Origin of the sequence: Devosia sp. RR2S18 (assembly GCF_030177755.1) — a bacterium.
Classification (GTDB): Bacteria; Pseudomonadota; Alphaproteobacteria; order Rhizobiales; family Devosiaceae; genus Devosia; species Devosia rhizosphaerae.
The window spans coordinates 3,796,204-3,819,289 of the sequence record NZ_CP126539.1 but is presented as its reverse complement, the minus strand read 5'-3'; the positions used below and the strand labels follow the sequence as shown (position 1 = coordinate 3,819,289).

The 23,086-nt window shown below is 62.5% G+C and carries 24 protein-coding genes and 1 tRNA gene; 7 read left to right on the top strand and 18 right to left on the bottom strand.

All coding sequences use genetic code 11. The features are described 5' to 3' along the window. The first annotated feature begins 63 nt into the window (after window positions 1–63). The 5 genes from tnpA (at window position 64) to QOV41_RS18920 (ending at window position 4,238) form a co-directional block, all read left to right on the top strand. Window positions 64–456: an IS66-like element accessory protein TnpA gene (gene tnpA / locus QOV41_RS18940; protein WP_284577183.1), complete on the top strand. Its 393-nt coding sequence runs from the start codon at window positions 64–66 to the stop codon at window positions 454–456. Further along, window positions 453–806: an IS66 family insertion sequence element accessory protein TnpB gene (gene tnpB / locus QOV41_RS18935; RefSeq protein WP_284577182.1), complete on the top strand. Its 354-nt coding sequence runs from the start codon at window positions 453–455 to the stop codon at window positions 804–806. Before tnpA ends, tnpB begins: the two co-directional genes overlap by 4 nt. A gap of 69 nt (window positions 807–875) precedes the next feature. Next, window positions 876–2,420: an IS66 family transposase gene (tnpC, locus tag QOV41_RS18930; RefSeq protein ID WP_284578503.1), complete on the top strand. Its 1,545-nt coding sequence runs from the start codon at window positions 876–878 to the stop codon at window positions 2,418–2,420. A 747-nt stretch (window positions 2,421–3,167) separates the two neighbouring features. After that, window positions 3,168–3,491 (top strand): hypothetical protein, encoded by a 324-nt coding sequence (locus tag QOV41_RS18925; RefSeq protein WP_284578501.1) that lies wholly within the window; start codon window positions 3,168–3,170, stop codon window positions 3,489–3,491. Window positions 3,492–3,632: 141 nt separating this feature from the next. Next, on the top strand, window positions 3,633–4,238 hold the full coding sequence (locus tag QOV41_RS18920) for a DNA-binding protein (protein WP_284578500.1): 606 nt from the start codon (window positions 3,633–3,635) through the stop codon (window positions 4,236–4,238). A gap of 119 nt (window positions 4,239–4,357) precedes the next feature. On the opposite strand, the gene QOV41_RS18915 is transcribed toward QOV41_RS18920, so the two are convergent. The 3 genes from QOV41_RS18915 to QOV41_RS18910 all read right to left on the bottom strand — a co-directional run bounded on the left by QOV41_RS18915 (window position 4,358) and on the right by QOV41_RS18910 (window position 6,096). Further along, complete coding sequence (locus tag QOV41_RS18915; protein WP_284578498.1) at window positions 4,358–5,668, bottom strand: site-specific integrase; 1,311 nt, start codon at window positions 5,666–5,668, stop codon at window positions 4,358–4,360. Continuing rightward, window positions 5,646–5,909 (bottom strand): DUF6538 domain-containing protein, encoded by a 264-nt coding sequence (locus QOV41_RS19830; RefSeq protein WP_350151189.1) that lies wholly within the window; start codon window positions 5,907–5,909, stop codon window positions 5,646–5,648. The genes QOV41_RS18915 and QOV41_RS19830 overlap by 23 nt, the downstream gene beginning before the upstream one ends. Window positions 5,910–6,006: 97 nt before the next feature. Further along, window positions 6,007–6,096, bottom strand: a tRNA-Ser gene (locus tag QOV41_RS18910). Window positions 6,097–6,341: 245 nt separating this feature from the next. On the opposite strand from QOV41_RS18910, the gene QOV41_RS18905 reads away from it, so the two are divergent. Beyond that, window positions 6,342–6,665, top strand: coding sequence for a hypothetical protein (locus QOV41_RS18905; RefSeq protein WP_284578496.1), 324 nt, complete (start codon window positions 6,342–6,344; stop codon window positions 6,663–6,665). A gap of 34 nt (window positions 6,666–6,699) precedes the next feature. Then, the gene (gene msrA / locus QOV41_RS18900) at window positions 6,700–7,362 is read left to right on the top strand and encodes a peptide-methionine (S)-S-oxide reductase MsrA (protein WP_284578495.1); all 663 of its coding nucleotides are present in this window, start codon (window positions 6,700–6,702) and stop codon (window positions 7,360–7,362) included. A gap of 241 nt (window positions 7,363–7,603) precedes the next feature. Here the strand turns inward: msrA and QOV41_RS18895 are convergent, their stop codons facing one another. The 15 genes from QOV41_RS18895 to QOV41_RS18825 form a co-directional block, all read right to left on the bottom strand. Continuing rightward, window positions 7,604–10,336, bottom strand: a complete 2,733-nt coding sequence (locus QOV41_RS18895) for an EAL domain-containing protein (protein ID WP_284578493.1) — start codon at window positions 10,334–10,336, stop codon at window positions 7,604–7,606. Window positions 10,337–10,519: 183 nt separating this feature from the next. Then, entirely contained in the window at window positions 10,520–11,806 is a 1,287-nt protein-coding gene (locus QOV41_RS18890) for an amidohydrolase family protein (protein WP_284578492.1), read from the bottom strand. Window positions 11,807–11,826: 20 nt separating this feature from the next. Further along, window positions 11,827–12,771 carry an ABC transporter permease gene (locus QOV41_RS18885; protein WP_284578490.1) on the bottom strand — a complete coding sequence of 315 codons (945 nt, stop codon included), beginning with the start codon at window positions 12,769–12,771 and terminating at the stop codon, window positions 11,827–11,829. 4 nt (window positions 12,772–12,775) lie between these two features. After that, window positions 12,776–13,858 carry an ABC transporter permease gene (locus QOV41_RS18880; protein ID WP_284578488.1) on the bottom strand — a complete coding sequence of 361 codons (1,083 nt, stop codon included), beginning with the start codon at window positions 13,856–13,858 and terminating at the stop codon, window positions 12,776–12,778. Continuing rightward, complete coding sequence (locus QOV41_RS18875; protein ID WP_284578486.1) at window positions 13,855–15,408, bottom strand: ABC transporter ATP-binding protein; 1,554 nt, start codon at window positions 15,406–15,408, stop codon at window positions 13,855–13,857. The genes QOV41_RS18880 and QOV41_RS18875 overlap by 4 nt, the downstream gene beginning before the upstream one ends. Before the next feature lie 50 nt (window positions 15,409–15,458). Beyond that, on the bottom strand, window positions 15,459–16,454 hold the full coding sequence (locus QOV41_RS18870) for a BMP family protein (protein WP_284578485.1): 996 nt from the start codon (window positions 16,452–16,454) through the stop codon (window positions 15,459–15,461). Window positions 16,455–16,630: 176 nt separating this feature from the next. Further along, on the bottom strand, window positions 16,631–17,266 hold the full coding sequence (locus QOV41_RS18865) for a peroxiredoxin (protein WP_284578484.1): 636 nt from the start codon (window positions 17,264–17,266) through the stop codon (window positions 16,631–16,633). A gap of 177 nt (window positions 17,267–17,443) precedes the next feature. Beyond that, a complete protein-coding gene (locus tag QOV41_RS18860) occupies window positions 17,444–17,953 on the bottom strand; it encodes a CreA family protein (protein WP_284578482.1) in 510 nt (169 codons plus the stop codon). A 63-nt stretch (window positions 17,954–18,016) separates the two neighbouring features. Next, window positions 18,017–18,814: an amino acid ABC transporter permease gene (locus QOV41_RS18855; protein WP_284578481.1), complete on the bottom strand. Its 798-nt coding sequence runs from the start codon at window positions 18,812–18,814 to the stop codon at window positions 18,017–18,019. 38 nt (window positions 18,815–18,852) lie between these two features. Further along, window positions 18,853–19,650 carry a substrate-binding periplasmic protein gene (locus QOV41_RS18850; protein ID WP_284578479.1) on the bottom strand — a complete coding sequence of 266 codons (798 nt, stop codon included), beginning with the start codon at window positions 19,648–19,650 and terminating at the stop codon, window positions 18,853–18,855. Window positions 19,651–19,714: 64 nt separating this feature from the next. Beyond that, a complete protein-coding gene (locus QOV41_RS18845; RefSeq protein WP_284578477.1) occupies window positions 19,715–20,008 on the bottom strand; it encodes an Rdx family protein in 294 nt (97 codons plus the stop codon). A 55-nt stretch (window positions 20,009–20,063) separates the two neighbouring features. Beyond that, window positions 20,064–20,672: a DUF1236 domain-containing protein gene (locus QOV41_RS18840; protein WP_284578476.1), complete on the bottom strand. Its 609-nt coding sequence runs from the start codon at window positions 20,670–20,672 to the stop codon at window positions 20,064–20,066. A 195-nt stretch (window positions 20,673–20,867) separates the two neighbouring features. After that, window positions 20,868–21,068 (bottom strand): hypothetical protein, encoded by a 201-nt coding sequence (locus QOV41_RS18835; protein WP_284578474.1) that lies wholly within the window; start codon window positions 21,066–21,068, stop codon window positions 20,868–20,870. A gap of 193 nt (window positions 21,069–21,261) precedes the next feature. Further along, on the bottom strand, window positions 21,262–21,771 hold the full coding sequence (locus QOV41_RS18830; RefSeq protein WP_284578473.1) for a hypothetical protein: 510 nt from the start codon (window positions 21,769–21,771) through the stop codon (window positions 21,262–21,264). 741 nt (window positions 21,772–22,512) lie between these two features. Next, window positions 22,513–23,082: a hypothetical protein gene (locus tag QOV41_RS18825; RefSeq protein WP_284578471.1), complete on the bottom strand. Its 570-nt coding sequence runs from the start codon at window positions 23,080–23,082 to the stop codon at window positions 22,513–22,515. Window positions 23,083–23,086 lie beyond the last annotated feature (4 nt).

Below are 23,086 nucleotides of genomic sequence, written 5' to 3'. Positions count from 1 at the left end.
CCTTCCGTTCTTTTGTCAGCCATGAGATTCCGCACGGATTGAAGTTGGTGCGGGAGGTTCTCCATGGACGCTCCATTGGAGTTTCTCACAAGTGGCGGTAGGCGCCGCCGCAACCGGCAATGGCCCGATGATGAGAAGGCTCGGATTGTCGCCGAGACACTTCGACCTGGGACCACGGTGGGCGAGGTCGCGCTGCGGCATGGTCTGAAGGCCAACCATGTCTCCTCGTGGCGGACGATGGCTAGAAACGGGAAGCTGGTGCTACCGGCGCCAAAGGACCAGATGGAGTTCGCGACGTTGATGGTCGCTCCAGTCGTTGAGGATGTAACGGCGGCGGAACCAGTGGCGGCGGTCGGGCCGGAGATCGTGCTGGGATCGGTGGTCATCCGGCTGGAGCCAGGCGCCTCCGCGCGCCGGATTGCTTCGGTCGTTCGTGCACTGACGGCGATCACATGATCTTCCCCTCGAACCGGGTGCGGATCATGGTAGCCACCAAGCCGATCGACTTCCGCAAAGGTCACGACAGCCTGGCTGCGCTGGTCAAGAACGTGTTGCACGAGGACCCGTTCACCGGCACGGTCTTCGTGTTCCGTGCTCGCAAAAGCGATCGGCTGAAGTTGCTCTACTGGGATGGCACGGGTCTCGTCATGGCCTACAAGCGCCTCGAAGAGCACAACTTCAGCTGGCCTGCGGTGAAGGACGGCCTGATGACGTTGAGCCACGCGCAGTTCGAGGCGCTGTTCTCTGGGCTCGACTGGCGGCGGGTTCGGGCGGTAGAAGCGCGGGCACCAGAAGCGGTCGAATAACTGCGGCAGGATGACTCAGGGCTGGTCTTTTTGCGGGATCGGCGGCGCCTGATCTGGTAGATTCTGGCCATGCTCGATGCCGCCGAACTTCCCGATGACATTGCTGCCCTCAAGGCGATGCTGATCGCAGCGGAGGTGCGTGATCAGCGCAAGGACGAGCGGATCGCTCAACTGGAAAAGCTGGTTGCCGCGTTCAAGCAGGCGGCCTTCGGGCGTCGATCGGAAAAGAGCGACCCGGACCAGTTCGAGCTGGCGCTGGAGGATCTGGAAATGGCAATCGCGGTTGTCCAGGCCGCGGAGGACGCCGAGGACCGGCTGGCCCGACGTCCGGCCAAGCCGCGCAGTACCAATCGTGGTTCACTCCCCAAACACCTGCCGCGGATCGAAGAGATCATCGAACCCGAAAGCCTGGTCTGTGGCTGTGGCGGCGGGCTGCACTGCATCGGCGAGGACGTCTCCGAGCGGCTCGACGTGATCCCGGCCCAGTTCCGCGTGATCGTGACCCGTCGCCCCAAATATGCCTGCCGGTCCTGCACCGACGGCGTGGTGCAGGCGCCGGCGCCCGCTCGGCTGATCCCTGGCGGGCTGCCGACCGAGGCCACGGTCGCCCATGTCCTGGTCAGCAAGTATGCGGACCACCTCCCGCTCTATCGCCAGGCGCAGATCTTCAGTCGTCAGGGTGTTGATCTGGACCGCTCAACGCTGGCCGACTGGGTTGGTCGGGCCGCCTTCGAGTTGCGTCCGGTCTATGCTGCCCTAATGGCGGATCTGAAGCGCTCATCCAAGCTGTTCATGGATGAAACTCGCGCGCCAGTGCTCGATCCCGGTGCCCGCAAAACCAAGACCGGATACTTCTGGGCCCTGGCCCGCGATGATCGTCCCTGGAATGGCACCGCACCACCCGGTGTTGCCTTCACCTATGCCCCGGGCCGAGGTGGTCTTCATGCCGAACAGATATTGCAGGGCTTTGGCGGCATCCTGCAGGTGGATGGCTATGCCGGCTACAACCGACTGATCGCGCCCGGCCGCGTCGGCGCGGGTATCCAACTCGCCTATTGCTGGGCCCATGCCCGTCGCAAGCTGATCGAGATCACGCGCGCCGGCACCGCCCCGATTGCGGAAGAGGGTGTGCGGCTCATCGGCGAGCTCTATACCATCGAAGCCGAGATCCGAGGCCTGGGCCCCGAACAGCGTCTCGCTGCTCGCCAGGAACGATCCGGACCAGCCGTCGCCCGGACAAAGGCTTGGCTCGACCTTCATCGCGCCCGCGTCTCCGCGAAAGCGCCGCTTGGGGAGGCCTTGAGCTACATCGCCAAATACTGGTCGGGGTTAGTGCTGTTCCTCACCGATGGCCGCATCGAGCTCGACAACAATACCGTTGAGCGGACCATCCGCCCGATCGCGCTGAACCGGAAGAACGCGCTCTTCGCCGGCCATGATGCCGGTGCTGAAAACTGGGCTGTCATCGCCTCGTTGATCGAAACCTGCAAGCTCAACGCTGTCGATCCCTATGCCTGGCTGGCCGCAACACTCCACGCCATCATCGCCGACTACAAGCAGAGCCGCATCAACGATCTGCTGCCGTGGAACTATGCTGCAAAGCTGGGCGATTGACGCTCTTGGCTCTGGCGGCATAATCGGAAACCACCAGCAACGAGGCGCCCTCCCAATCAGTTCGAGACCGACAGCGAGGCGCGCGATGCTGCCTTAGCCGCTCTAAACAGCGAAGGAGCCATCGCCTTCATGCGCGGCAACAACGTCGTTCAGTTCCCTCGACCCTGAGCCCAAGTGGCCGCAGAACACCGCTTACGCTAGATGGCGAGCCGCTGAAGGCGAGCGCTGAGTCCTGCACGCCTTACACAGGGCCAATGTTGATTTGCACAGAGCGAGAGGACGTTAACCACGACTGGGGGAAGTGAGTTATTTCGACTCTTTTTACTTTCACCCCTAACTCAGCGAACGTATGTTATGGGTCATAACAAAAGGGCATAGCTGCCCAGAGTTGATTTTCGCATGCGTGTCAGAAGATGCCCATGACGCTCCCCCGAGATGAGGACTTGATGAATGTTCACCTCTGGCAGCATTGGCGCATCGGCGCCGGCAACAACGTTTCACTCTGATGCGCGTAGCGCGCGTCTGTTCCATGAGCACCGCAAGCTAGCTAACTGTGCAAGTGCCTACGTGGCGTCGCACCCCGCTTTGGTGCCGCTTGGCGATGATCCGGTCGTGTCGCACTTGGTCTCCGCTGCTGGGTTCGCCCCCACTGACATCGTCATTCTTCGTGTGATGGCGAAAGGGCGCATGGTGACAGCCCTGTGTGTCCCCACCCGTTTGTGGAGGGACCCTCCCTCGCGAGCTCGCTTGCTGGAGATCAAGCGGGAAGCCTACGAGGTCCGTACCGTGTGCGTTCTGGTACCGCAACGGTGGATCAAGGCGGAGACCCGTGGCGCCGTTGCCCGGGCAATCGCACAATCGAAGCACACCCGCTACTCCCACAAGGAAATAGATGCTGTGCTCAAGCACCTGCGCAACGCGAAGATCAGCACCCTTGCAGAAGTTGCGAGTGTTCTGCCGCACCACACCGATCCGTTTGGCGTAGTTCTCTCCATGTCTGCTCAGGGGTTTGTGGACATCGACCGCTCGGCGCCGCTTCACGTCGGCAGCTGGATCGGAACGCGCTCCTAGACAGATCTCCCAACTGACGGTCGACCGACCCGATGAGAGCATCTGACACGCACGAGCAGTGGGCAGGTCTCTAAACGGGCCCGCAACAAATTTGAGGTACGGTATGGTACCGTACCGTACCTGGATGAGGAGTATAGGCGGATGAGTAGTGAAATTGCGACCCTAGAGCGCGTCAAAGGCGCCGTAGTAGCTCTGCGACAGGGCGGCTCCAAAGTTACCGCCAGCAAGGTCATGGATCTGATCGGTGGCGGGAGCAAAAGCACGATCATCGCTCACATGCGTACGCTTAGGAACGGTGCCGGTGATGAACAAGAGGTCCCCGCCGCAGTTATTGAGATGGCTCGCTCTGCCCTGTCGGATATCTACGAAGCCGGCCGGAGAGCCGAAGCAGATAAGCTGCGGGCCTGGTCCGAGCGTATGTCACTGGTCGTCGACGAGCAGGATGCGGAGATCCAGGAGTTCGCTGACGAGTGCTCACGTCTGGAGCAAGCTACGGACAACCTCTCCGATCAGCTCCAGCAACTTGCTGCAGAAAACGCGGCTCTACATGCGCGTTCAGAAAAACTCGAAGCAGAGAATTCAGAGCTTGGAAGGCAGCTGGCCGAGGAGCGCGGGCGTGCGACAGACGAGCTTCAAAAGGCGCTATCAAGAGTGGAGGTATTGGTGGCCAGAACTCCTCAGCATGGTACCTCGAAGTTCAAGCGGGATCTCCGAACCATTTCCCTTCGAAGGCCGCCCAAGGCTTAGTTCTATGCAGGTGGGCTTAAGACCGCTCGATTTGCGCGGCAGTCGCGGCCTGCAGACGTTCAGGAACGCATCTGCTTCCTGAATCTTGCGATTTGGTGCGCTGGCCGTAGCTGCGCCTGCTAGCCAACCTTGACCCAAGGCAGCTTCTCTATTTCATGCCGCAGAGCTTCGGGAGGGAATTCCCCGTATCCCTCGGCGTCGTTATGGGGGACGTGGCCCTGCATATAATCTCGAGTGCCTGGGTCCACCTTACTGATCCTGCACTTTGTCTTGAAACGGTGCCGCCATGCGTGATTTGGCGCCAGCCGTTCATCGGTGATGCCGTTCTTCCTGATCCAGGCGGAGATGCGCTCACCGATCTTCTTGGACTGGGGATTCTTCTCACTCCCCCCTCGCGCCAAGTTCGGATCGAAAAAGAGAGGGCCCTGCTTGGAGGAAGCGACAAAGTCCAGGAAACCCTGTTCAATCAGGTGGGGGTGCACCGCCACGTAGCGGGGGTTCTTGTCTTTCACAGCGCCCGCTTCCGGCGTGATCCAGAGTAGTGGGATGCCATCATCGATCTTTACGTCCTCTTTGCGCAGCTGGGCGATCTCGCCAACCCGCGCACCTGAGTAGCAGCAAACCCAGGGGATCCAGCGCCGGGCTGCCTTATGGTATGAGGAGAGTTTCTCCGTGACCGGCTGGAGGGTTAGGCCCAGAACAAACTTGGCTTCGGTGTCGCTATAGCCACGCATCTTGAACCCCGAAGGAGTCTTCTTGACCTTGACGCCGATGCCTTCCACTGGATTGGTCGAGATGCGGCGGTTGGTTTTTCCCCACTCGCATGTGGATCGCAATGCGGCGAGGTAGCCGAGCTGAACTGATCGGGGGGAGAGGCCCCGATCCAAGAGAGTGTCCTTCCAGGCGACACACCAGTCGGGTGTGATGGTCCTGATGTCCGGATGCACTTCAGCCACCTGCTCGATGATGCGGCCCCACTTCTTTCTCGTAGAGGGTGCTTGCTCCGTCTCCACGGCATACCTGTGGTACACGTCGGTTAGTAGATAGTACTTCGGCCCCTTTTCGGCGTCAGTTTGCAGCGCCTCAGTCTTGGCGTTCCGGCTTGGGAATCTGTCTCCATTGGGATCGGCGCGGTAGTCACCGTCCGCGTAGCGCAGCACCTGCTCGCGGGCCTGCAGAATGGCCTTGTTGACCGCCTGCAGCACCCGCTCGAAGCTGTCGGCATCGATTCGTTCACCGCGTTCATCCAGGTATTGCTGCACGGCCCGGCGATTTTGGTTCTTCAGCCTCTCGAGCATGCGCTCTGTCATCTCGGGCCGACCCGAGCGGATGATCGTCACGCCGGGATGACCCGCGGCAACTCGGTCGAATAGTAGCCGGCCCCCAATCAGCTGGCGGTCGCCCGGATCATCTTCGTTCTCGCTGACCATCTTCCCCGGCGATGGCCACGGCATCTTTGTGAGAAAGCGAGGTTGTCCCAAGGCGCAAGGAGCGCCACCGGGCTTCGATCTTGTTCATCTGCTCGATGAATGCCGCTCGTGCTTGGTGAGGGTCCCTTGTTCTGAGACTGAGCTTTTCTTCTCTGGCGCCGACAATCTGGACGAGGTCCGCAGGAACGCGGACGCGCAACCAGAATATGCCCGAATCCTTGTGTCGATACGGCGACGGCATCCGCAACCCCATGTGTACCACTCCTGTGTACCAATGACGCGGTTGCAAACGCCTTAATAGCAAGGACTTGCCGGAATTCGGATGGTTTTTAGGGAGGTGGCGGAGAGAGAGGGATTCGAACCCTCGAGACGGTTACCCGCCTACACACTTTCCAGGCGTGCGCCTTCGACCACTCGGCCATCTCTCCGCATCGCCATAACCCCAGATCGGATACCTCCGGGGAGGCCAGCCAGAGGCCGGCGCGAGCGGGGGCAATATACGTATTGCGAGCCCGGGCGCAAGGGATCACGACACAGAGATGACGATTGTTTGAGCAGCGACCGCATCCCCATCTTGTGAGGCAGCCTCGCCACGTGGCAAAAAGAAGCGATACGCGGGGCGGAACGGCCAAGGCCAGCCACGACTTATGCCCGCGAGGCACCGGGATGTAGGATGCGGCTGATCTTAAGAATTGCGGGCACCTGGCTCATCGGCCTGGCGCTCGTCCTGCTTGTCATAGATGGCACAAAGTCTTTGGGTGCCAATGAGTTGATGTTCACCAGCCTTTTCGAGCTGTGGACGCAAATCCATCCGCCTAGTTTGGCGGGGATGGAGGGCTTTTTGGAGAGCCGGTTTTTTGCCGATTTGCTCCGAATCGGGTTTGCGGCTCTGCTGACCTATCCCGCATTTGCAGTCTTTGGCGTGCCGGGAGTCATACTGGCGTTGCTGGGACGAACACCGCGGCGCCTGCGCTATCTCCGGCAGGACCAGATCTGACCACTGTTGTTGTGCCCAGAAAGGAAACGACACGATGTTCTTCAAGTCAAAGCCATCCACCATTCCCACCGCCGCCGAGGCACTGCCCGGACGCGAAGTGGAAATGGTTGTTGCGCCGCAGCATTTTGTCAACGACCAGCCGCTCAAGGGGCACTATCCCGAGGGTGCCGAGACGATCTATCTCGGCCTTGGCTGCTTCTGGGGGGCCGAGAGGTTGTTCTGGCAGTTGCCAGGCGTGATAGTAACGGCGGTCGGCTATCAGGGTGGCTCGACGCCAAATCCAAGTTACGAAGAAGTCTGCTCGGGCCGAACCGGGCACACGGAAGCCGTCAAGGTGGTATATGACCCCAAGGTCATTACTCTGGAGACGCTGCTCAAGACGTTCTGGGAAGAGCATGACCCTACCCAAGGTATGCGGCAGGGTAATGACGTCGGCACGCAATATCGGTCGGCGATCTACACGACAACTCCTGAGCAGGCGCAAGTTGTGGTCAGAAGCCGCGATGCATATCAAGCGGCGTTGCGGCAGCGTGGACTTGGCCAGATCACCACCGAGATCGCTCAGGCTGGTCCTTTCTTCTATGCCGAGACCTATCATCAGCAATATCTGGCCAAAAATCCAAATGGCTATTGCGGCCTGCAGGGCACGGGCGTGTCCTGCCCCATCGGGCTCGGCGTTACTGCCGCCGCCGAGTAAATGCCAGAATGAACGCAGTCTGAATGTGGTTTTGGGGCTGATTCGATCGGATCAGCCCCTTTTTTGTGTCCGGTGGGCAGCATGCTGTAGATTTTCAAGGTCAGAATCCTGCCCTGTTCCCCATCTTAAACGTCCTTGGGTGGAGCCGCAGGCTGCAATCTCCGAGATAATGATTGGCTCTCAGTTCAATCGCTCTGAAAAAGCAGGGATCCCGAGCTGGGGGCGCAGGAGAAAGGGCTTTTCACGCAGCTGCTTCGGAAACCAAGCCGAGGGCTTGCGGGCTGGCGGGGCGCCCGAAGAGGTAGCCTTGCCCAACCTCACACTGGATGCTGGAGAGGTAGTCGCGCTGCTCCGCGGTTTCCACGCCTTCGGCCACCACCAGCTTGCCGAGGCGGTGCGCCATGGCGACGATCGTGTCGACGATGGCTTGGCTTTGCGGGTCAGGCAGTGCGCGGACGAAGGACTGGTCGATCTTGATCTTGTCGATGGGCAGGCGGGACAGATAGCTCAACGAGGAATAGCCCGTGCCGAAATCATCGATCGCAACGCCGACCCCCAGCTCCCGCAACGCTGACAGGGTCTCGATGATCCCCGCATCGTTGTCGACAAACAGGCTCTCGGTGATTTCGATATCGAGCTGATGGGCGGGGAGGCCGGAAACTGCCAAAGCCCGCCTTATCATTTGACCCACATCGCCGAGACGGAACTGCACCACCGAGACGTTGACCGACAGTCGGCCCTGCCAGCCCCAGCTTGCCGCTTGCCGGCACGCTTCGATCATCACCCATTCACCCAATTCGACAACGAGGCCGGTTTCTTCTGCGAGCGGGATGAAGGCGCCAGGTGAGACGCGGCCCAGCTCGTCCGAACGCCATCGCACCAGCGCCTCAACACCGATCACTGCGCCGGACACCATGTCGATCTGTGGCTGAAATTCCAGGTAGAACTCGTTCTTGGCCAGCGCGCGCCGCAGGGCGATATCGAGCGCCTGGCGCTCGCGGATCTTGTCGCCCTGCTCGATCTGGAACTCAACAAAGCCTCTTCGGCCGGAGGGGGCGCTGAAGAGCGCCACGTCGGACTGGCGGAGCAGTTCGGCCCCGTTGACGGCATCGCCAGTCGATGCGCTCAGGCCGAAAGCCGTTTCCAGGATGATCGTATGTTCGTTCGCCTCGTAGGGTGCTTCAAGGCGCGAGGCGATCTTGCTGATGAAGGTTCTCATACTGCTTTGATCCACCTCCGGCGGCACGATGAAGCCGAACAACTCGGTTCCAAGCCGTGCTGGCTGGAGGTCGGCCCCTTTGAGGCGGCGTGCGACTTCGCGCGCAATGCGCTCGGTAAGTTCATGGCCAAAGGTGGTGTTGACCTGGCGCAAGCGGCGCAGCCGTACCGTGGCTACAACCGGAGCCATGCCGCTGGAGAGGCTGAGATCGATCGCGTCGACAAAGGCCTGGCGCGAGAGTGCGCCAGAGACCGCATCGTGGCGGGCCAGATAGGCGAGGCGGGCCTCCTGCCGGTGCCGCTCTGTAACGTCCTGGAAGGTGAGGCAGGTGATTTCCTGCCGCCCCTCCTCATTGTCGGGGGTCGGCACCCAGGAGCGCGTCGAGACCAACTCGAAGTGATGCATCTGTCCGTTGATGGTGCACTCGACCTGCCCCGCTCCACGGACGGGAGGGGTGCGCGCGAATGTCAGCATTGGGGTGGGCAGGGCTACCTCTGCAGAGCTGCCGATCAAGGGGGCGTCATGCTGGAGGATGGATTGGGCGGCTTGGCTCGCCGCCACGATCATTCCCGCAGCATCGATCACGACAATGCCGTCAAAATTGTCGGTCACGACGCGCTCAAGAATATGCCGCATCACCGCGCGTTGGCGCTGCAGGCGGCGACTTTGCCGGCGACGAATAGCCAGTTCTCGAACCAGCCCGGTGACGAGCATGACGGCAATCGCGGTATGGACCGGCACGGTGTCGAAGAGAGTGCCGCTCGCGCCCTGGGCCGTGAGGGCGGCAATCTCGGTTGCCACGGCGACCACGGGGCCAACAAGCATATTCATCCGGATGGTCGTATTGCGGTGGGTCATCAGCAGGACAAGTCCGCCCAGCGCCGCCACGATCCAATGGCTGACCATGGTACCAAGATCGATCAGGTTGCGATCGGCCTTAAGGGTTTCGGCGGCGGCAATCTGCACCAGTGGACCGGGCACGACACCAAAGCGGGGCACCGGGAAGAAGTCGCGCAACTCGATGGCGCTGGCGCCGATGACGACTTGCTTGTTAGCGATGCGCGCGGGGTCAATGCGGCCGGTAAAGACATCTGCCGCCGGGATGCGGTCGATCTGGTGCAGGTTGACGCCGAAGTCGATGACGATCCGCCCGCCACTATGGCTGCTGCCCGGGACCAGCCCTAGCGCAAGCGAGGGAATGTTGTGGCTCGGCAGTGCGGCAGGTGTTGATTGCACCGCGCCGGTGCCGTCCCCATCGACATTGACCAAGACGGGTGGGGCGTGCTGCGCAAAGCGCGGCAGCGGCAGGTTGAGCAGGACCTGCCCCGTTGCGTCCACTTGCTGGAAAGCGGCCAACATGGCGTAGCCTCCGGCTCGCTCCAGAGCATGTTCAAAGGCGAGGTCGCCTTTAAGAGTGGAACTTGTGCTGAAATCGACGTCGAAGACGACTTCGCTCGCACCAAGATCGAGTAGCCGATCCAAGAGTTCCGCATGGACTTGGCGCGGCCACGGCCATACGCCCACCACCGAAAGACTGTGAGCGTCGATTTCGACAAAGACGATTTCGCCGCTTGCCGGCTTGTCGAGTGCTTCGAAGCGCCACGAGCGGAGCGCCTGATCGGCAGGCGCGAAGAGCCCCAGATAGGCTGCAAGGCCCACCAAGACCAGCGGCAGGAGCAGGGCGAGCCGGCGCAGGAGCGGTAGCAACCGGCCGCCTCCGCCCACGCCATCTTTGCTGCTGCCCGCTTCTGGCACCGCTACCCTCCCGCCCTGCACAGCGTGCAAGGCCAGCCTGCCCTTCTGGGCGAGCTTCCTCCATCCCACCTTTGCGGTGCAGGTTTAGCGAAGCATTACAAGGGAGGGGGGAAGGCGCGGTGGAGCGGTAGTTTCGGCCGCCAAGGTGAACAGGTCCTTTCCGGAATGATGCGGCTTTGCTGCCTAGAGCTTGGGGCCTAGCGTGGCGGCGTCGACCAGCGGAGGGCGGCCTGGCAGATGCAACTCAGTCTGTCGCGGCGCGGTGCGCGCGATGAGTTTGCCGCTCTTGATGACTGCCAGGCGGGTCGCCTTGAGGCGGATTGCTTCGATTGGGTCGGCCGCCTGGAGCAGGATCATGTCGGCCTTGCAGCCGGGCTCGAGCCCATAGCCATCAAGATGCATGATGCTGGCAGGACCGGTCGTTACGGCGGCAAAGCATTGCCGCATGGCTTCGCGGCTGGTCATCTGGGCCACGTGGAGGCCCATGGAGGCGACCTCGAGCATGTCGGCCTGCCCCAGCGAATACCAGGGGTCCATCACGCAATCATGGCCAAAGGAGCAGGTGATGCCATGGCGCAGCATTTCGGGGATGCGCGTCATGCCGCGGCGCTTGGGATAGGTGTCGTGGCGTCCCTGGATGCCGATGTTGATCAGCGGATTGGCGGTGGCAGAAACACCGGCCTCGGCGATCAGCGGCAGGAGCTTGGAAACATAGTAATTGTCCATGGAGTGCATGGAGGTGAGGTGCGAACCATTGACGCGGCCACCGAGCCCCAGGCGCTGGGTTTCATAGGCCAGCGTTTCGATGTGGCGGCTCATAGGGTCGTCGGTCTCGTCGCAGTGGAGATCGACAAGGAGCCCGCGCTCGGCCGCGAGTTCGCAGAGTGCGGTGACGCTGCGGGCGCCATCGGCCATGGTGCGCTCGAAATGGGGGATGCCGCCCACCACCTCCACGCCCATGTCTAGGGCGCGGCGGAGCAGGTCCTGGGCGCCGGGATAGCGGTAATAGCCGTCCTGCGGGAAGGCGACGAGTTGAAGGTCGATATAGGGCGCCACCTGGCGCTTAACCTCGAGGAGCGCTTCGACGCCAAGGAGACGCTCGTCGCACACATCGACATGGGTGCGAATGGCGAGAAGCCCCTGCGACACGGCGAGGTCGCAATAGGCCAAGGCGCGCTCAATCACCACCTCATGGGTGAGGAGCGGCTTAAGTTCGCCCCAGATCTGGATGCCTTCAAGGAGTAGCCCGCTTTCGTTGAGGCGCGGCAGGCCCAGCGAGAGCGTTGCATCCATGTGGAAGTGGCAATCGACAAAGGGCGGGCTGACCAATTGCCCGGCAGCGTCGATGGTCTCGCCGGCCTCGCCCGCGAGATTGGCTTGGAGCGCTGCGATGCGCCCTTCTTTGACGCCGATGCCCATATTGGTACGGCCATCGGGTAGGGTGGCGTTGGTAATTTTGAGATCGAACACGGGGGGTTACCTCGGCTTTGTCAGTGACGCTGGCCCTTGAACCAGGGCTGCAGGAGCGCGCGGGGATAGTCGGCCCGGCGGGCGACCAGAACCAGCGCGGCGATGGAAAGCAGATAGGGCAGCATCAGGAAAACCTGACCCGGCACCACCTGCCCGATCTGCGCCTGAAGGCGGATTTGGAAGGCATCGAAGGCGCCAAAGAGGAGGGCGCCCAAGAGAGCCTTGCCCGGCTGCCAGGAGGCAAAGACCACCAGCGCAATGCAGATCCAGCCGCGGCCATTGACCATGCCGAAAAAGAACGCATCAAAAGCAGACATGGTGAGAAAGGCGCCGCCCAACCCCATGAGGGCAGAGCCGGCGACCACCGCCCCGATGCGCAGTCCGCGCACGGACAGCCCCTGCGCCTCGACGGCGGCCGGGTTGTCGCCCACCGCGCGAATAGCGAGGCCAAGGGGCGTGCGGTAGAGTACCAGGGCAACAAGCCCCACGCAGACCAGCGACAGCATGGTCATGGGCGTCTGCTGGAAGAGGGCCGGACCGATAAAGGGCAGATCGGAAAGGCCGGGAATGGCAAGGGGCTGAAATGCCGTGATGCGCGGCGGCGTGCTGACGCTGGGCAGGGCTGTGCGATAGGTGAAATAGCTCAGCGATGTGGCCAGGAGGGTAATGCCGATGCCCGAGACGTGCTGTGACAAGCCCAGGATAACGGTTAGGACGGCGTGGAGGAGGCCGAACATTCCCCCTACCGCTGCAGCAACAAGAACGCCCGTCCAGAGACCGAGGCCAAGGTAGACGGCGAACCAGCCGGCCATCGCGCCAGCGACGAAGATGCCCTCGATACCGAGGTTGAGCACGCCGGCGCGCTCGCAAAGGAGGGCCCCCAGAACGCCAAAGATCAGCGGCGTTGCAATCCGGATGGCAGCGGCCCAGAAATTGGGGGAGAGGAGGATATCGATGATTTCCATGGCGCTACTCTCCAGCCGACGCGGGAGCAGAGCGCTCCCAGTGGATGCGGAAGCGGAGGAAAAAGCCTCCGACCAGCACGCAGAGCAGTGACAGCGCGACGACGAGATCTGCGAGGTAGTTGGAAATGCCGGTGGCGCGGCTCATCGAGTCTGCACCCACAAATACCGCGGCCACGAAGATGGCGGCAAAGACGGTGCCGATGGGAGAAAGGCCCGCGAGCATGGCGACCACGATGCCCGAGTAGCCATAGCCCGGCGACAGGTCGGCGGAGAGATAGCCTTTGACGCCCGCAACTTCCCCGACGCCGGCGAGACCGGCAAGTCCGCCTGAAATTAGCGCCACCTTGAGCATGGTGCCGTCGACCGGAATGCCGGCAAACCGGGCGGCGGCCTTGTTTTCGCCCACGGCGCGGATTTCAAAACCCAGCACCGTCTTGCGTACGACGAACCAGAGCGCAAGCGCGGCGGCGATACCAACCAGCAGCCCCATATGGGTGCGCAGGCGTGGGAAGAGCGCGGGGAACTCGGCGGCCGGGTCGATGGGTACCGATTGCGGCCACCCCATGGAGAGCGGATCCTTGAGCGGACCTTCAACCAGCATCTGGACGAGGAGTATGACCACGAAGTTGAGGAGGAGCGTAATCACCACCTCGTCCGCGCCGAAACGCTGCTTGAGAATGGCCGGAACGACCATGGTGCATCCGCCGGCAAGGAAGCCCGCAAGCATGACGAGGGGAATAAGCAACAGGGGCGGGAGCTGAAATATGCCGCTGCCCACCAGTACGGCGGCAAGGGCGCCGATATAGAGCTGGCCTTCGAGCCCGATGTTCCAGAGCCGCGCGCGGAACGCAATTGCGGCGCCGAGGCCGGTGAGGATCAGCGGGGTGGCCCGGGTCAGTGTTTCGGAGAGCGCAAAGAGCGAGCCGAAGGCGCCCTGCACGATCAGCCCATAGGATGCGAGCGGCGATCCGCCTGCCAGCAGGACCGGTAGGGCCACCAGCAGCAGGGCTGCCAAGGCTGCAAGGATGGAAACGGCGAGTTTGAGGCCCAGCGTGGCGCCGGTACGAGGCTCAAGGCGAAGACTCATGCGGAAGCGGCCTTGATGTGTAGTGCGCGGTGTTGCCCAGCCATCATAAGGCCGATGGAACCTCGGTCGAGCTGCTCCGAGGGACCAGCGTCGCTCACTTCACCGGCATGAATGACGAGGAAGCGGTCAGCAAGCGCAAAGAGTTCGTCAAGGTCTTCCGAGATCACGAGAACGGCGGCGCCGCGATCCCGGGCGGCAATGATGCGGCGGTGCACTTCTGATTGCGCGCCGACATCCAGGCCGCGGGTCGGCTGATTGGCGAGGATGACGCGGGGGCTCCGCTCGAGGACGCGGGCGAGGATGAGCTTTTGCACATTGCCACCCGAGAGCAGGCGGGCTTCGGCATCAGGGCCGGGACAGCGGATGTCGTAGGCGGCTATGGCCGCCTCAGCTCGCTGGCGCATGGCTTTTTGATCGAGCATTCCGGCGCGGGCGAATGATCGGGAGCGCACTTCCTCGATGGCGATGTTATCGGCGACGCTCATGGTACCGACCACGCCATCATGCTGACGATCCTCCGGCATACGGGCGACCCCAGCAGCGACAAGCGCGCGAGGGTCGGCTTTGCGCACGGGATCGCCATAGAGACGGAGAGTACCGCTCTCGGGCACGGCGAGCCCCGAAATCAGCGCGGCAATGGCCGCCTGCCCATTGCCAGAAACGCCGGCAAGGCCAACTATTTCGCCGGCGTGCAGGGAAAAGCTGACATCCTGCAGGCGCACGGAGCCATGTCGCAGCCCAACGCGCTCGAACATCAGCAAGGGTTCGGCCGGCGTCGAGGACGTGCGCGTCACCTCCGCAACGGCTTTGCCCACCATAAGATCGGCGATGGCTCGCCGGTCTGCGTTCGCGGTCTTGAGTTCGCCCGCCTTGCGGCCGCCGCGCAACACGAGGATGCGGTGCGACACGGCGAGGACTTCGCCCAGCTTGTGGGAGATGAAGATGACGCCCAGCCCATTTGCTGCAAGGCGGCGGAGGATAACGAAAAGACCCTCGGCCTCCTGTGGCGTCAGCACCGCCGTCGGTTCATCCAGGATCAGGACGCGAACGTCGCGATAAAGCGCCTTGAGGATTTCGACGCGCTGTTTCTCGCCGACGGTGAGCGCGGCCACGCGGCAGTCAAGGTCGACCTCCAGACCGCTCTCGGCAATGATCCGCTCCACCTTGCGCCGCGCTGCGGCGCCGCCGGTGCCAAGTTTGAGGATGGGTTCGGTCCCCAAGCGAATATTCTCGAGGCCGGTCAGGTTCTCGGCCAGGGCGAAATGCTGGTGCACCATGCCGACGCCTGCAGCTAATGCCGCGCCGGGAGAGCCGGGGGGCAGCGACACCAACCCCTCGTCCGTCGCGACCCGCACCGAGCCCTCGTCCTGCACATAATGGCCGAAGAGAATGTTCATCAGGGTCGTCTTGCCGGCACCATTCTCGCCCAGAAGGGCGAGGATTTCACCCCGGCGAAGCTCGAGGTCGAGGCTGTCATTGGCCAGCAGAGCGCGGAAGCGCTTGGTGATGCCCTCGAGCGAGAGCACGATGCCGCTGTCATGGTCAGGCATAGTGCCCCCGGGGTAGAAGTGCCGCGCCCCGGAGGCCGCGGCGCTGTCGTTTACATATTGGAGGCTGGCTCGGCGTCGTCGATCTCGACCGTAAAGGCACCCGAGAGGATCTCGTCCTGGCGCGCCTGCACTGCGGCAATGGCTTCTTCGCCCGCAAGTTCGGCATCGAAAACAAGGCTCGAGCCGCCATGCTCCATGAAGGCATAGATGCCATAGTCCGAAGCCGTGAACGTATCAGCCTTCACATCGGCAATGGCCATGTCGATCATCGGCTCGCCATGCCAGAGGGCGCTCGCCAAAATCGTGCCGGGATAGTCGGCTGCCGTGTCGATGACGTTGCCAATGGCCAGGACGCCGCGTTCCTTGGCCGCGTCGGACACACCGAAGCGCTCGGCATAGAGGATGTCAGCGCCCGCATCGATCATGGCGAAGGCCGCTTCCTTAGCCTTGGGCGGGTCATACCAGGAGTTTATGAAGCTCACGGAGAACCGCACGTCGGGGTTTACCGACAGCGCGCCTTCCATGAAAGCGTTCATTAGCCGGTTCACTTCGGGAATGGCGTAGCCGCCCACCATGCCGACGACGTTGGTCTCGGTGTTCATGCCGGCGATCATGCCCGAGAGATAGCTCGGCTCATGGATGAAATTGTCAAAGGTCGCGAAGTTCGGCTCGGCGGGCGGCAGTGACGAGCCCATCAGGAAGTCTATCTCCGGATAGTCTGCCGCCACCGCACGTGCGGGCCGCTCCACGCCGAATGCCTCTCCGACCATGAGCTCGACGCCCTGTTCGGCATATTCACGCATCACGCGCTCATAGTCGGTATTGGAGATGTTCTCGGAGAACACATAGTCGATCTCGCCGCGTTCTTCTGCCGCAACGAGGGCATTGTGCAGGCGGCTCGCCCATTGCTGCTCGACCGGTACGGTCCAGATGGCCGCAACCTTTAGCGCGTCTTGTGCCCAGGCCGGACCCGCCGCAACAAGCGCGGTACCCAGCGCCAGCGCTGCCAAGAGTGACCGCCTACCGAGTTTCAGATGTCTTTGCATTTTGCTTCCCCGATTTGTCCAGAAAACGCCCAAGCTTCCCCACTGCCTATGTAGCGGGCAAAGGGTGGGGCTTGGCAACCAGGAAAGCGCAATGATCCCCCGCGGCGAGCACTGGACAAAGAAAAGGCGGCAGTTGCCTGCCGCCAGTTTGTCAGGGAGAAAACGAGTGCGCGTCGTTACGCGCGGGGCTGCGGAACAATGCGAAGATAGGGCTTCAGTTCCTTCCAGCCTTCGGGATACTTCGCCTTAGCTTGTTCATTGGAAACGGCCGGCACGATGATCACATCCTCGCCGTTCTTCCAATTGGCGGGTGTGGCGACCTGGTGCTGCGCGGTCAGCTGTAGCGAGTCGATCACCCGAATGACTTCATCGAAATTGCGCCCGGTAGACGCCGGGTACTCGATCTTGAGCTTCACCTTCTTGTCGGGGCCAATGACGAAGAGGGAACGCACCGTCAGCGTATTGTCGGCATTGGGGTGGATCATGTCGTATTTGCGCGCGACCTCGCCGTTAGTATCGGCAAGCAGCGGGAAGTTGAGTGCAGAACCCTGTGTCTCTTCGATGTCGCGGGCCCAGCCGGCATGATCCTCGAGTTTGTCGACCGAAAGGCCCAGCACCTTGACGCCGCGCTTGGCAAACTCGTCCTTAAGCTTAGCGGTATAACCCAATTCGGTCGTGCAAACCGGCGTGTAGTTCTTGGGGTGGCTGAAGAGAACCGCCCAGGACCCTTCGACATAGTCATGGAAGTGGATGGTGCCCTCAGTAGATTCGAGGGTGAAGTCGGGCGCGGTGTCGCCAATCAAAATAGCCATAGTCTCTCTTCCTTCTGCATCGCCAGGGACGTGCCACTTCTGTGAGTGAGAATATCGTACCTCGCCACGCGCTTTGAAGTCGCTCAATCCGAAATAAATTTGTGCAGCGACGGGGAGTCGCGCGACCATGTTCTCGCCCGCTGCAGGCCGAGGGAAACCAGCGCTGTTCAGGGTTTTCTACTCTGCGGCTACGGGTAGGTCCGGCGCCCCATTCACCCAGGTCACATCGACGCCGTTGAGCGGTATCACCGACAGGCTCATCTTGCCCGAGCCCTGCTGGATCTCGCGAGCATGGCCCAAGTAGATGAGAGCGTTGTTCTGCGCGTCATAGATGCGGGACACCCGCAGCGACTTCCAGATGAGCGAGCGACCTTCGCGGAACACTTCCTCGCCGCCACCCCGTAGTGAAATATCGCCGATGGTGACCGGACCAACCACCGAACAGTCGAGCGCCGAGTAGGACGGGTCTTCGAACCAGTTCCCCTGCTGGAGGCGATCGATGAAGGAGCGATTGAAATAGGCGAGGTGACACACCACACCATCCACTTCGGCATCCGCCACCGCATCGATGGCAATGTCATTGCCAGTCCAGTCCACGCCGACGCTGCCCACTTCGCGGCTGTCCCCGCAGGCTGCAAGCGCAATGGCGGCGACGGCGGCAACGGCAAGGGTAGCGAGACGCTTCATGGTATTCTCCTCTCAGGGCATGCCTCACATGGGAGTGCGTTGGGGCCGGAGCAAGGGCGCCGCTTAAAAGCGCCGGCGATTGAGCCGCTGTTCCAACAACCGGATCAGCAGCGACAGCGATATGGTCATGGCGAGATAAAGGAACGCCACGACATTGTAGGTTTCGAAAAACAGGAATGTGCCCGAGGCATAGACCTTGCCCAACTGCGTGATATCCTGGACGCCAAGGGCAGACACCAGGGCGGAATCCTTGACCATGGAGACAAAGTCGTTCCCCAACGGCGGCAGGATAGTGCGCAGTGCTTGTGGCGCGGTGACGAAGCGGAAGGTGTTCCAGCGTGACAGGCCCAGAGCGCGTGCCGCCTCGATCTGTCCACGGTCAACCGCTTCGATGCCGGCGCGAAAGATCTCGGCGATAAAAGCCGAGTAGCAGACGGTGAGCGCCACGATCGCGCGCCAGGCAAAGTCGAACTGCCGCACGGTGATGCTGGCGCCGAAGGGCTCGAGCACCCAATTGGCCGCGCCGACCATGGCTGGCGCCCCGACAAAGGCGACGTAGAAGAGGGCAACCAGGATCGGAATGCCGCGGATGACCTCGATATAGAAAGTCGCGACCTGCCGCAGGACCGGATTGGTTGCCGTTCGGGCCAGCGCCACGACGAGACCCAAGAGCGTTGCGAGAGTAAAGGCCACCATGGTGACCCACAGCGTCGTGCCGACGCCCCGTGCCAGTGTTGCAAAGATCTGCGCATAGGCCGCGTCGGTGATGGCTGACCAGAGCAGGACGATGCCGATCAGCGCGATGGCCAGCAGCCACCAGGGAAAGCGGGCCAGCGAGCGAGTTGGTTGGGGTTGAGGCATGGGCGAGGGGCCGGGAAGGTGCCGGCCCCAGATCTATCCTACTCGGCCGAGCCGTACTCGAAGAACCATTTGTCGATGAGCGCGTCCAGTGTCCCGTCGGCTTGCATCTCTGCGAGCGCGGCGTTGAAGGGCTCCACAAGGTCCGAGCCGGGGGTGAGGATGAAGCCGAGCGGATCGGCCTTGATCGGCTCGCCTACCTGTTGGAACGCGCCCGGATCGGCGCCGATATAGCCGGTGGACGCAGCCTGGTCGGCAATCACCGCATCGACGTCGCCGGCTTTGACCGCCTGCACTGCGGCGCCAAAGCTGTCGAAGACCTTAACACGCGGATTGGCTTCATCCCCGTCCAGCACGTCATAGATGGCCGTATAGAAGGAGGAGGTGCCGGCCTGAGCGCCGAACAGCAGTTCCTCATTGGCAGCGAAGCTCTCGGCGTCGGTGAAACGATCCTCGTCGGCACGCACAAGGAAATACTGCTCAACCGTGATGAAGGGATCGGTAAAGTCGATCTGCTCCTCGCGCTCCTCGGTAATGGTGATCCCATCGGCGCCGATATCGAACTGCCCGGTGCGGACCGCTTCGATCATCACGTCCCAAGCCGAAAGGTCCCACTCGACCTCCGCGTTGAGGCGGTCGGCGATCTCGTTGATGACATCATACTCGAGCCCGATACCTCCCCCTGTCGCCGGATCGGCGAAGTTGAGCGGGTAATAGGCGTTCTCGGTAACGGCACGGATGGTGCGGCCATCCAGATCGGGTAAGTCCTGCGCGCCGGCAGGCAGCGCAGTGACGAGCACGAGCAGGGAAACGGAGAAGGGGGCGAGAAGAAAATTCATGACGCGGCTGGCTCCCGACAAATACGATTGCACCGACGACCTTAGCCGCCAGAGGGGCGCCGCCTCAATCGGATTTTGTTGGCGTGCGGTCGATGTGCCCCAGATCGCGATCTGGGTCGATGCGGTCGCGCACCAATTGCTTGAGTTGCTTGACGTCGGGGAAGCCGCCATCGCGCTTGCGCTCCCAAACGAGTTCGCCATCGAGCGTGATCTCGAAGATGCCGCCGGTCCCCGGCACCAGCGTCACCCCTCCCAGTTCGATGCTGAAGGTGGAGAGCAGTTCGGAAGCCATCCAGGCCGACCGCAAGAGCCAGCTGCACTGCGTGCAATAGGTGATGGTGATCGCGGGCTTGGACATGAAAAACCTCCGCCGCTGTTGTAGCGACGGAGGCAAAGAGTGTGCAAGCAGCCGATTAGTTGATCCAGATCACCGCGCGGGTGTTCGGGTCGACCAGTGCCGGGCGGTCATTGATATAGACGTAGGAGTAGCTGGAATCCGGCACCGCGTTCAGCTGGGCGCCTTCAGGCAGCACATAGCCGACCACGACATCGCCTTCAGCCTGGAAGGGATCCACCGGATTGGCCTGGACATATTCGGCCGAAGCTTGCGGCACGAGATAGCCGGGCGACTGCACCAGGGCGCGGGTCTCAAGGTCGGCGATCCACACGCGGTCATTGGCGTAGAGATAGCCATAGCGCTCATCGCCCTGGATGGGGTGGATGGTGACATCGGCGGGAACCGAGTAGCCGACATTGACCTGGCCGTCGAGATAGATGGGCTCGACCGGGTTGGCAGTCACATATTCCACGCTGGTGGCCTCGACGCCTGCTTCAGCGCCGATGGTTGCGCCGGCAAAGCCGCCGATCACCGCACCGATCGGGCCACCGAGGAGGCCGCCAACGACAGCGCCAGTTGCGCCGCCAGCACCGGCGCCAACTGCAGCACCGGTATCCTGGGCGAATGCGGCTGAGCCGGAGACGAGCGTCATCGCGGCTACGGAAGCCAAAAGAAATTTCTTCATTGTCGTGAGTCCTTGTCTGGAGCGGCAGGCCGCTCGTTTGTGGAAGCGCCGGGCCTCTATTGGGCACCGCGCCGTTGAACCACCCCCGTGCCGCCAAGAACGGCGTCTCGAGTGGTTCGTTCCAGCCTCACAGCGACGGCGATTGCTTGTGGCGGAATAGCCACAGGCGGGCCAAGGACAGCCCTGTTCTTGCGATCAGACAAGCGCGCCGGGGAGGCGCAGATCGGTCTCGCTCACGATGCGCTGGTGGCTCTCGACAGTGGATTGCACACGATACTGCACCGAGTGCCCCTCATAGGGCAGCCGCGAGACGATCTTGCACTCGCCGGCGCGGCGCGAGCTGGAGCCACGGCTGGGCAGCAGGTCGAGCACCTGGCCAATTTCGTATTTATGCATGAGATGTTCCTCGGAGCAGGCCAGGCAAGGATCAACCTCGCTGATGGGAGCGCTGGAGAAACTCTGGGTGGCTGATGGTCGTGAAGCCGGCCGCCGACATGCCGCCTGGCTGTTGAAACTATCTTTAGCAGGAATTGGCCCAGCCGGCAAGGAAGCGCTTGGCAGCGCTGCCTCTGGCTCCTTGATCTGCCGCCTAGAAGCGGAAAAGGGCGCCGGCCAGAATCGCGTGGCGGCCGTCGTCGCCCGACAGGTCGTGGGCGTAGCGGTATTGCGTGCGGAGCGTGACGGTGTCGAAAACGGCGAAGTCTATGCTGCTGCCGAAGCTGACAAAACTGCCGGTGTCGCTGGCATAGCCCAGGCCCGCATGGCCGAAAACGGCAACGCTGGGGTCGAGCTCGAAGCCGCCGCGGAGACCAAATTCCAGGCTGGCGTCGCCGTTTGTGGAGAGCAGGCCCAAGGCTTCGACGCCCAGGAGCAGATCGGCTGCCATCATTGTACTGCCCGCAACCACGCCCAGCGCGGCGGTGGTGTCGCCATCGAGCGTGGCGGCGCCCAGAACGCCGGCATAGGCGCCCTCATGCCCGCCGGCCCCGACATAATCGGTGGGCAGCGGCGGCAGCTCGGGGAGCTCGGGCATCGGCCCGGCCAAAGCCGGCGCCGTCAGAGCCAAAATCAGTGCTGCGGTAAGCGTGGTCTTGCCCATGCCGGTCTCCCAATCATTAGCGAAGCGTTAGAGCCGCATGGTTAGCGCGGGGTTAACGGCGAGCCTGCCGCCGCAATTGTGATCGGCCAGCGCCACGCGCCGGACGGCCAGCTGGCCTCCGGGGAGGAAGAATTGGAGCGGACCCCGAGGCGAAACCACCTCTTGGGATTGGTAGTAGGTGAGACGACTTCGCCTCGGGGTTAGCCGGGATTTGCCGGACCAGCTGGTGTTGCGTCTCCCCAAAACAGGCAGGGAGAGGCGTATATCCGACCAACACCGCTCGGACCCACTCCGGGGGCGATCTCCCCGAAGTCCCGTGGTTCCACCCGCCTGTCTGGTCGCTGCAGCGCCGCTCCTGCGGGGGAATGGAGGGAGTGTAGCTGAGGTTTTGGGGAGGGGCATAAGATGGATAGGTGGATAGATTGGGTGATGGGGTAGAAACCCCCACCTAGCCTCCCCCTGGGAGGGGGAGGGATCGCTCCACTCGGTTACTCGCACGGAGCCCTCTTCTCCTCCCCCTCGTGAGGGGGAGGCTGGGTGGGGGTGCTGGAGCCCTCGTCATCCCCTGGCTGCCACCCACACCCTGGCATCCTCGCGCAAGGGGGAGCTCTGTTGGCCAAGGAAAACCTCGGAGTACCCCCACCTTGCCTCCCCCTGGGAGGGGGGGACGGCTCCACTCTGGTCTGGCACGGAGCCCCTCTGCTCCTCCCCCTCCGAGGGGGAGGCCGGGTGGGGGTAACGTCAAAACTGCCGGATCCGCGGCCAGTTCTCGTGTTCGCGGGGATGGGGCACCGGCACCTGTGCGGCCACGGCACGCAGGGCTGCGGCTTTCCCCGCTTCGTAGCCGCGATAGAAATGGCCGCGGGCGGCGCGGTCGATGCGCTGGGCGAGGAGGCGGCGCAATTCAGCGATGCTGTTGCGGCCCTGCTCGGGAAACTGCTTTTGCGGCAGCAGCCGCTGCACCGGTTTCAGCCGTGTCTTGGTGAGCCACACGCGATAATTGCTGCTCTCGTCCCAGCCGGTCCAGAGCGCCTGGTAGGCATCAAGCACCGCCTGCGCCTGGCCCAGCTGGGCGGCGAGCGCCCCCCATTGGCGGGCGGCGACCGGCAGGCTCTCGCGCCGGCCCTTGGGCGCAAACAGCGCGCAATCATGCAGCAGCCCCTCGGCGATGATCCGCGCCTCGTCGGCGACCGGCGCCTCGGGCTTTTTGATGGCGATGTCCCGGCCCTGGGCCAGAAGGGCGGTGAGTTTGAGCCACAGCGCCTCGTGGCGCTGGGCCAGGGCATCGGTGACGCGGATGGTGGTGGGCATGGGT